This is a genomic window from Clostridium sp. BL-8 (assembly GCF_002006495.1).
Classification (GTDB): domain Bacteria; phylum Bacillota; class Clostridia; order Clostridiales; family Clostridiaceae; genus Clostridium.
The window spans coordinates 1-9,316 of the sequence record NZ_LZZL01000139.1; the positions used below are offsets into that span (position 1 = coordinate 1).

General features: G+C 31.0%; 9 protein-coding genes. 3 read left to right on the plus strand and 6 right to left on the minus strand.

The features are described 5' to 3' along the window. Positions 1 to 131 precede the first annotated feature (131 nt). The 3 genes from CLOBL_RS25700 to CLOBL_RS25710 all read right to left on the minus strand — a co-directional run bounded on the left by CLOBL_RS25700 (position 132) and on the right by CLOBL_RS25710 (position 2,913). Positions 132 to 479, minus strand: a complete 348-nt coding sequence (locus CLOBL_RS25700; RefSeq protein WP_077861598.1) for a four-helix bundle copper-binding protein — start codon at positions 477 to 479, stop codon at positions 132 to 134. A 196-nt stretch (positions 480 to 675) separates the two neighbouring features. Beyond that, positions 676 to 2,262, minus strand: a complete 1,587-nt coding sequence (locus tag CLOBL_RS25705) for a ClC family H(+)/Cl(-) exchange transporter (RefSeq protein WP_077861599.1) — start codon at positions 2,260 to 2,262, stop codon at positions 676 to 678. Between the two features lie 132 nt (positions 2,263 to 2,394). Then, positions 2,395 to 2,913, minus strand: a complete 519-nt coding sequence (locus CLOBL_RS25710) for a hypothetical protein (RefSeq protein ID WP_077861600.1) — start codon at positions 2,911 to 2,913, stop codon at positions 2,395 to 2,397. Positions 2,914 to 3,306: 393 nt separating this feature from the next. Here CLOBL_RS25710 and CLOBL_RS25715 point away from each other — a divergent pair, with 393 nt between their 5' ends. From CLOBL_RS25715 to CLOBL_RS25725, 3 genes are read left to right on the plus strand one after another with little or no spacing between them, the layout of a single operon-like run. After that, positions 3,307 to 5,652, plus strand: a complete 2,346-nt coding sequence (locus CLOBL_RS25715; protein ID WP_077861601.1) for a xanthine dehydrogenase family protein molybdopterin-binding subunit — start codon at positions 3,307 to 3,309, stop codon at positions 5,650 to 5,652. Beyond that, positions 5,639 to 6,475, plus strand: a complete 837-nt coding sequence (locus tag CLOBL_RS25720; protein ID WP_077861602.1) for an FAD binding domain-containing protein — start codon at positions 5,639 to 5,641, stop codon at positions 6,473 to 6,475. Before CLOBL_RS25715 ends, CLOBL_RS25720 begins: the two co-directional genes overlap by 14 nt. Beyond that, on the plus strand, positions 6,476 to 6,949 hold the full coding sequence (locus CLOBL_RS25725) for a (2Fe-2S)-binding protein (RefSeq protein WP_278281363.1): 474 nt from the start codon (positions 6,476 to 6,478) through the stop codon (positions 6,947 to 6,949). Between the two features lie 98 nt (positions 6,950 to 7,047). Here the strand turns inward: CLOBL_RS25725 and CLOBL_RS25730 are convergent, their stop codons facing one another. From CLOBL_RS25730 to CLOBL_RS25740, 3 genes are read right to left on the minus strand one after another with little or no spacing between them, the layout of a single operon-like run. Then, a complete protein-coding gene (locus CLOBL_RS25730) occupies positions 7,048 to 7,881 on the minus strand; it encodes an aromatic acid exporter family protein (RefSeq protein WP_077861603.1) in 834 nt (277 codons plus the stop codon). A gap of 43 nt (positions 7,882 to 7,924) precedes the next feature. Further along, positions 7,925 to 8,131: a hypothetical protein gene (locus CLOBL_RS25735; protein ID WP_077861604.1), complete on the minus strand. Its 207-nt coding sequence runs from the start codon at positions 8,129 to 8,131 to the stop codon at positions 7,925 to 7,927. A gap of 15 nt (positions 8,132 to 8,146) precedes the next feature. After that, positions 8,147 to 9,052, minus strand: a complete 906-nt coding sequence (locus tag CLOBL_RS25740) for a YIEGIA domain-containing protein (protein ID WP_077861605.1) — start codon at positions 9,050 to 9,052, stop codon at positions 8,147 to 8,149. Positions 9,053 to 9,316: the final 264 nt, after the last annotated feature.

The window sequence follows — 9,316 nt, forward strand, 5'->3', positions numbered from 1 at the left end:
ACAAATGTTTAAGTCATAAATAGAAATTAGTTCAATTTGTTATTGCAATTTGTCAGAAAATAATTTTTTTAAGATGACATGTTGAATAGAAACCAGTAATTTTAAAATGTTACTGATCTCTATATCCTCAATTACATATTAGCCATGTTTCTGCAATCTTCAGCACATGTACGACATTCTTGAGCACATTGCTTACAATGATCATCTTTGAACATGTCACATTCTTGAGCACATTTGTCACAAACTGTAGCACATAATTGACAATGTTGTTTTGAAAACTGACCATCCATAGCCATCATTCCTGAAGACATTTGACACATTTGCGCACATTCAACAAGAAGACTTATACAATTTCTCCTTGCATCAACATCAGGTTCATTTAAACATGCTTTAAAGCATTCGTAACATGCTTGAGCACATTTATTACATTCATCGATACATTTTTGATACTTGTTTTGAGTCATTAAGGTCATACTCATTTAATTGTCCTCCTAAAAAATTATTTTAATATCATAATTATTATTTGTTGACAAACGAGTATTATACATAAAATTATAATATATGTCACAAAGATAAGATGTGATAATTCATCTTCAACTCAAAAAAAATGAGCACAATTCATATATATAAGATTGTGCTCATTCCTATTTTGTTTTGCATAAATAAAATAGATATCTATTTTAACATTTCAGAGCCTTCGGTTATTAATGTTAAAGTATCAATTATTTTAGAAGCTCTGTCTTCATTAGTAAGTACAATTAAATAATCACCAGGGTAAATAACAGTATCTCCTTTGGGAATTATTTCTTCTTCACCTCGTTTAACAGCAACTAGTAAACAACGAGATGGCCATTTGATTTCCTTTATTTGCTTTCCGTCTAATCCAGAGCCTATGCACACTGGGAATTCTAAAATAGATTTATTTTTTTTGTTTCCTATAGAGATTTCTTCACCTTTGTTTTTTAGAATTTTTTCAAGTAGTGATTCATAAATAGGCTTTGAACCTAAAAGATCTGAAATTATATACGCAACTATAGAAACAATAGCTAAAGAAAGTAAGTGATTAAAGGAACCTGTCATTTCTGTAATTAATATAGTTCCTGTTATAGGTGATTTAACTACAGCAGCAAAATATCCAGCCATACCAAGTATAATAAAATTGCTCATATACATACTATCAAAATGAGAAAAATGTATAAGGATTACTCCATAGGTATTCCCGATTAAAGCTCCAATAGTAAGTAGTGGAAGAAATATTCCTCCAGGAGCACCTGATCCAAAGCTTGCCATAGTAAATAAAAATTTCATGATGAGAATAATTGCTAAAAGTTTCAAAGAAAAATTTCCAGATGTTAAAGATGTTATAAGTTCGTGGCCTCCACCTAAAACTTGTGGGAGAAAAATTCCAAAAGCAATTGAAATTAATAAAGGAATTATAGTTCGAAATTCTTTTTTCAGCCATGCTTGTTTTACATATAAATCTTGAGTTTTTAAAAGAGTCCTATTAAATAATACTCCTAGAGCTCCTATGATAATGCCTAATAGAATTATGTAAAAATATAAGCTAAGTGGTAGTAAAGCAAGATTTCCAAAATTGAAAACTGGTTTTAATCCCAAAAACTCACTAGCTATAAAGTCTGCTGATAGAGCAGAAGATAAAGCTGACAATAAAATTAATGGTGAGAAATTTTTATGAACTTCTTCTAATGCAAACATTGTACCAGCTAGGGGGGCATTAAAGGCAGCCGCAAGTCCTGCACTAGCTCCACTTGTAATAAGATATTTTTCTTCAATTTTTATCCTTTTAAAAACTTTACTAAAGCCTTGCCCGATTGCAGCACCTAATTGAACGGATGGACCCTCTCTTCCGAGTGACAGACCAGCGCCGATTGAAAGAACTCCTCCTAAAAATTTACCTAGTATTACTCTCCACCATTTCATATCAAGCTTTCTAAGTAAGATTCCTTCAACTTGAGGAATTCCACTTCCACTAATCATTGGTTCAGATTTAACAAGTAATCCAACAGTATATCCGATTATTATTAAAACTAGAATCCATGGAAGAACAAGTATAGGTTTAGAGCATATAGCTTTATAAATATCATCTAAAATAACTCCTGCTTTTTCTAGTGTTAAACGGTATAACACAATCAATAAACCAGAAGTAATGCCTATACCTATTCCTTCAAAAACAAGTTTTAACTTGAAATTATGCCAATGAAATAAGGTATTATACGTATTTTGTTTATTTTTTGATTCCAATTTTATGCCTCCATTATTGCTATATATAAAATTAATAAGTTTGCATTTTCAAATTATAAAGATGCAACATATATATATTATAATATATATACTCATATATTAATATGAAAAAACTAAATTATAGCTAATAATTTATAAAATAATTATTTTTCCTTCTTCATCAACGCGTTGGATTGCCCCAATTGTTCTTAACAAAGTACCTATAGAAGAATATATAAATCCAGTAGTTGCATTTATATTAGGAGTAATTGAAAAAGTAGTAGTACCTGCTAGGATTTTATTATATATTTCATTTAATCTGATGAATGAAACTCTGGTATAAATAAGGATTGTATATAAATTAAGACAACTTGAAAAGGCTGCTATTTCACTTGGAGTTGGATGCTGAGTGTTCGATTGTTTCTGCTGTTTCTGCTGGCTTTGATCTTTTGGTTGTTCCTGTGGAGCTTGTTGTTGATCTTCGCTAGAGTTATTTTGCTGATTCTTCATTGCCCTTTGTAATATTAGGTTTATAGCTCCTTTAGCAGAAATAAGATCTAAAATCATTGAAAATAAATCTATATATGTTGATGATATTTCTATTTGTATTAATTCAAAATCTAATTCATCATTACCAGTAAATTGTACAATAGGATTATGATGTCCATGCATAAGTTCACCTTTGAAAATTTATTATATTATAACATATTAAATTAATTCAATTAAGTTCGGATTTTATTAAAAAGTATTGATTTATAAGGAATATAGTAAAAAATATATTAAACTATTCCACGGTTAATAAAGACTAGTAGAAGATTTTATGCGATGGATATAATTGTTCTGCTAGCTTTTTATTATAGTGAAAATATTTAAAAATAAGCATCTATAAATCTTTTTAGTTAAAGTATGATTAAGAATTTTGTATGTAGAAAAATAAAGAGGCTTTGAAAATAGTTAATGAATAAATAGATAAATAATGGAAAAAATAAATTAGTAATTTTACTATGAAAATTAGAAATAAATATTTTATGAATATACATAATAAATTAAAGGGGGTAACTATACTTGAGTAATATAAATGGAATAGGAGTAAGCATACCAAGAAAAGAGGCATTTGATAAAGTAACAGGTGCAGCAAAGTATACAGATGATTTTATTAGTCCCGGAATGTTATATGGTAAAATTCTCACAAGTCCTTATGCTCATGCAAAAATTAAAGCGATTGATGTATCTGAGGCTAAAAAATTACAAGGTGTTAAGGCTGTAATAACAGGTGATTATTTTTCTACTCTTTGTGGAACAGTTATGGAAGATAGACCTCCAATAGCAATAAATAAAGTACGTTATAATGGAGAGCCAGTTGCAGTTGTTATTGCAAACAACGAATTAGAAGCAATGAAGGCATTAAAGTTAATAAAAGTAGAATATGAATCTTTACCAGTAGTAAATTCAATAAAAGATGCTTTAAAACAAAACCCAGTTATAATACATGATAAATTGGAACAGTATACCCATGCGGTACATGATATTTATCCTGAAATGAATACTAATATTTTAGACAGAATTAAAATAAGGAAGGGTGACAAAGCAAAGGGGTGGGCAGAAAGTGATGTTACAATAAGTGGAAGCTTTTCGCTTCCTCAATCGGATCATATGGCTATGGAAACTCGTAATGCAAGAGCACAAATTCTGCCTAGTGGAAGAGTTATAATATATACTTCTTCGCAAGGGCCTTATTCAGTCAAAAAGCTTTTAAGTAAGTATTACAATATTCCAGAAGGAAATATAATTGTTAAAGTACCATTTGTCGGTGGAGGCTTTGGTGGCAAGGCACCTATGCAATTAGAAGCTATTGCGTATTTAGCATCGAAAGCTGTTAATGGCAAATTGGTCAAAATAGTAAACTCAAGAGAAGATGATTTAAAAACTTCACCATGCAGAATAGGTGTTGAAGCAAATTTAAAATTAGGTGCAACAAAAGATGGAATTATTAAAGTTCTTGAAGCGAATTATACAGTTGATAGTGGAGCATATGCGGATATTGGCCCACGTATAGCTAAAGCAATAGCGGTTGATTGTTCTGGACCATATAATATTGAAAATGTGTTGTGTGACTCCATTTGTGTTTACACAAACCACACTTATGCTACTTCCTATCGTGGCTTTGGTCATGCAGAATATACTTTTTGTATGGAGAGAATGATGGATAAATTAGCAACAGAACTTAATATTGACCCGTTAGAACTTAGAATGAGAAATGCTATAAAACCTGGACAATACACTCCAACTCAAGTAAAAACAACATTGAGCAATGTAGGAAACTTATCAAACTGTATTATCAAATTGAAAGAATTAGCTAAATGGGATGAAGGCCAGGTAATAAAGACAGAAGAAGGTATGATAAGGGCAAAAGGTATGGGATGCTTTTGGAAAACATCTGATTCACCTACAAATGCAGTTTCAGGAGTATTCCTTACATTTAATAGTGATGGAAGTATAAATCTCAATAATGGTGCGGTTGAAATTGGACCGGGGATGAAGACTACATTAGCTCAAATACTTGCAGAAAAGTTAAAAATGGATGTGGGGAGAATTCACGTGCTTATGGGAGTAGATACTCAAGTTTCACCAGAACATTGGAAATCCGTTGCAAGTATGACAACTTTTATGGCTGGAAGGGCAGTTCTTAGAGCAGCAGAGGATCTTATAAAGCAATTGAAAAGCTTAGCTGCTGTTGTTATGAAATCGCCGCCGGAAGATTTGGAGGTTGCAAATGAAAAGGTATATTTAAAACAGGACCCAGAAATATATATTTCATTTAAAGATTTAGCAAGAGGCCATCAAGAAGCAAATGGTCTTGCTGTTGAGGGACAGATACTTGGACGTGGAAGTTACATAATGAATCATATTACTAACTTAGATAAAGATACTGGAAAGGGGAAGCCCGGACCTGCATGGACAGTTGGTGCGCAAGTAGTTGAAATTGAATATGATCCTAATATGTTTACATATAGGCTTTTAAAAGCAATTACTGTCATAGATGCAGGTAAGCTAATTAACCCTAAAACTTCAAGAGGGTTAGTAATGGGCGGAATAAATATGGGCTTCGGAATAGCTACAAGGGAAGCCTTTGAATATAACAATAAAGGCGAACTACAAACAACTACACTTAGAACATATAAACCAATGAGATTTGGTGAAAATCCAGAATATATAATTGATTTTATTGAAACGCCTCAGGTTGATGCACCATTTGGAGCACGGGGATTTGCTGAACATGGAATAATAGCTATTCCAGCTGCATTTGCAAATGCCATGTCAAGTGCAGCTGATTATGAATTTGATAAGTTGCCTATTACACCTGAAGTGATTTGGAAGGCTAAAACAGGAGGCAAGTATGATACCATTTGATTTTGAATATTATAAACCCGAAACTATTGAAGAAGCTACATTTCTTCATGCCGATTTAAGTAGAAAAGGAAAAAAGCCTTTATATTATGGTGGAGGTACTGAGATAATAAGCATGTCAAGAGCTTATAATGTATATACTGAAGCGGTAATTGATATAAAAGGAATTCCTGAATGCAATGTTTTGGAGCTAAAGGATAATAAATTATTTATTGGCTGTGCTGTTACACTAACACAAATTGCTGAATCAAATTTATTTCCTTTACTTAGTTTAGCAGTAAAAAGAATTGCAGATCATACAATTCAGGGCAAAATCACTCTTGGAGGAAATATAGCAGGAACAATTATTTATCGGGAATCGGTACTTCCTATTCTAATCTCAGATAGTAAAATAGTTGTTGCAAGTGTAAGTGGAAAAAAGGAAGTTTTACTTAAAGATATATTTGATAAGAGAATAGGGTTAAGTGAAGGAGAGTTATTAGAAAAAATAGAAGTAGATGAAAGATTTCTTTATATGCCTTATTTACATGTTAAGAGAACCAAGAGTGATAAAATAGATTATCCTTTAATTACTCTTACGGCACTTAAAGATGATGAAAGGATAAATATTGCCTTTAGTGGAGTTTGCGATTATCCATTCAGATCATCAGAAATAGAAGATTATTTAAATGACGAGAGCATGTCAAGCGATATTAAAATTAATAAAATAATAGATAATATACCAGGTCAAATTTTAAATGATTTAGTTGGATCTAGTGATTTTAGAAAATTTATGTTAAAAGGAATGCTTACAGAGATTATAGAAAAAGATTGGAGGAATGAGTAAGTGCTAGAAGCCATTACTAAAAAATCTATAATAACATTAAATGTTAATGGGGAAGATATGGAGGTTGCTGCAAAACCATCAGATATACTATTAAATACATTACGAAATGAATTAGGTCTTACAGGAGCTAAACCCGGTTGTGAAAATGGAGATTGTGGTTCATGTACTATTCTTATAGATGGATGGCCTATAAAATCATGCTTGACGCTTACTGTTGAAGCAATAGGTAAAAAAATAATTACCGTTGAAGGCTTAAAAAATGCACCTATACAAAAAGCTTTTGTAGAAAATTGGGGATTTCAATGTGGATACTGCACATCAGGATTCTTAATGGTCTGCCACGCTTTAGCTAATATTCATCCAAATGCTAATGATCATGTGATAGAAGAATGGCTTCAATCTAATATTTGCAGGTGTACTGGTTATGAGGAAATAAAAAATGCAATTAAATCCATTATGGCAGATAATAATTAGTACTTAGTAAAAATCTATATATGCAGTATAAAAAATTCTATAATTAGATGATAAAAAAAGGAAGTTGAACTATGCAAGACTTCCTTTCATTATAAATCTTAAGAAATATCTTCAAGAATCTTATCTAAATTATTTATTTCATTAAAAAATATATTTTTATGGGTATTAATAAACATAGTAAGGTTATTTTCATTTAATCCTGTATCTCTAATTATGTTTTCATTTTTAGTAGAATTAATATAATTTATCATTTTTATTTGTTCAAATGCAATGCCAAGAGTATAAACCATATTATCGAGTTTGTTCTTTATGTAGATGAGGTCATGTTTAAGTTTCACTGCTTCAGCATATGCTCTTAGTTTCTCCTTAAGATTATTTATCTCTGATTCAATATTGTTTAATTCAGTATCATTTTCAGTGAAATTTTTCTCAGTAGCTATAATTAATAAATTTTTTTGTATATTCTTTACTTGCTTTTTTAGTAGTTTTTTCATATCAGGATTAAACACATAGTTATTTACAACAGTGGTAATAACTATACCTATAAAAGTATCTAGGAGCCTGTGTGCACTATATTCAAAAGCTGATTCTTTTGCTGATACCATAATAGATACAAATACTAAACAGGCAATTGATGTGGTACTATCCCATTTTAGATAGTTGCAGACATAAATAAGTATGATCACTCCAAGTCCGATTAAAAGCGTATTCTCTGTTTGAATAGAAGCAAGCATAACTCCGATAACTGCACCTATTAAGGTACCAATAATTCTATTTATTCCAAATTTAAGTGTTTCTCCAAAGAAAGTTGATATTGGCATAACAGCTGGCAGTAGAACAAAAAACGGAAATTTTAGTTTCAATAAATTTGATGCAAGCATGCATAAAGCTGCAGAAATACCAACCCTAATTGATTTTCTTTTTAAATCCATAAAATCACCCTCGTAAGAAAAGATTGTTACTTATAATAAATAATTAACTTTTACTAATAACCATATAATCTCCACAGGTAAGCTGAACAACTTCGGCGTTTAAAGCCTTGGCTATATCTTCAGTCAACTGCTTTTGTTCTTCTAAGTTGTTTGCAACTAAAATTAATGGATTACCGTTTTGAGCTCTATCTTTGCTTAAAGAAATATAAGCTACTATCTCATATCCTGTATTATATGTATCCGCACCCATGGTGTTCAATCCTTTCTAATTATTATAATTAGAGTCCATTATTCTAGCGTTCTTTTTTATACTTTCCAAAAGAGGAGTATTTCTAATGATAGCTATAAATGTATCCTTGTCATCGATAATTGGAACCATAACAATTGCTATCCGTCCGGTTTCATAATCACGTCTAGTGTAGTGATATCTTTTAACGCCTAGAACTCTACAAACTTCAAATATTACAGCCTGCATTTGACCATGGTGATCAAGTATTCGGCTAAAAGATCTATCCTTTGGATAAATTATTGATGCTATTCCATTATTCTGAAGTAAATTTCTAGAAAAATCTGTTCCTAAATGATTGGTTACAAATATATCATCCACATATAACTCGGAATTTTTTACGGTTATTTGTGCTGGCCTTACATCAGCAATGTCTCCAACAGATTTACCTTTTGAAAAAGCTTTAAGTATGTAAAGTGATATGGCTCCAGCCGATATACCTAATATTATATTTGTTAATATTACATCGCGAGGTGCAATATGCATTGTTAAGCTGGTTATGAAAGCTACTATTAATGAAAAGTAATTTCTTGCTTCAAAAGTTTTGGCTATACCATCAATGTAAGCTTCTCCTCTAAAAACATGTTCAACATCATCAAGAGCCTCGAGACTCTCTTTCTCTATTCGTCGTACTTCTCGAAACTGTTCTGTAGCAAGAACAAGAAAGGTAACTGCTTCAAAGTTCTTTTCAAGTAAAGCAGGAATTGCAATCGCGCCTATTCCAGAAGAAATGAATCCAGTTACTAAATTTATAAGATACCCGTTTGGATAACTTGGATATTGCCTGTAGTCTATGATTAGAGTAAGATATCGTGATATAGTTCCACATAATACTGGAATTAATATTAAAAGAATAAAATAATTTGATAAAGTCTCATTAGCCATTAGAACCACCTGATTCTTAGAAAATTAATTTTATTAATAGAATAGTGTTATGTAATAGTTTTTTGTATTATAAATAGAAATTATTCAGTTTTTTAATCCGAATTTATAACATTTGATTTATAATATTGTCTTTTCATGAACATGATTATGAAAAGTATATTTCCATAATAGTTTTTTATTATGTCTTGGTAAGTAATCCTTAAAAAAATGGTGCTGTCGCATTAGCGGATTAAAATTCGTCAGCGATAGCTCCTTTTTTAGCTT

Coding starts and splice junctions, on each gene's coding strand:
- CLOBL_RS25700 (WP_077861598.1), bottom strand. CDS start 479: ATGAGTATGACCTTAATGACTCAAAACAAGTATCAAAAATGTATCGAT.
- CLOBL_RS25710 (WP_077861600.1), bottom strand. CDS start 2,913: ATGCATGGACATCATAATCCTATTGTACAATTTACTGGTAATGATGAA.
- CLOBL_RS25720 (WP_077861602.1), top strand. CDS start 5,639: ATGATACCATTTGATTTTGAATATTATAAACCCGAAACTATTGAAGAA.
- CLOBL_RS25730 (WP_077861603.1), bottom strand. CDS start 7,881: ATGGATTTAAAAAGAAAATCAATTAGGGTTGGTATTTCTGCAGCTTTA.
- CLOBL_RS25735 (WP_077861604.1), bottom strand. CDS start 8,131: ATGGGTGCGGATACATATAATACAGGATATGAGATAGTAGCTTATATT.
- CLOBL_RS25740 (WP_077861605.1), bottom strand. CDS start 9,052: ATGGCTAATGAGACTTTATCAAATTATTTTATTCTTTTAATATTAATT.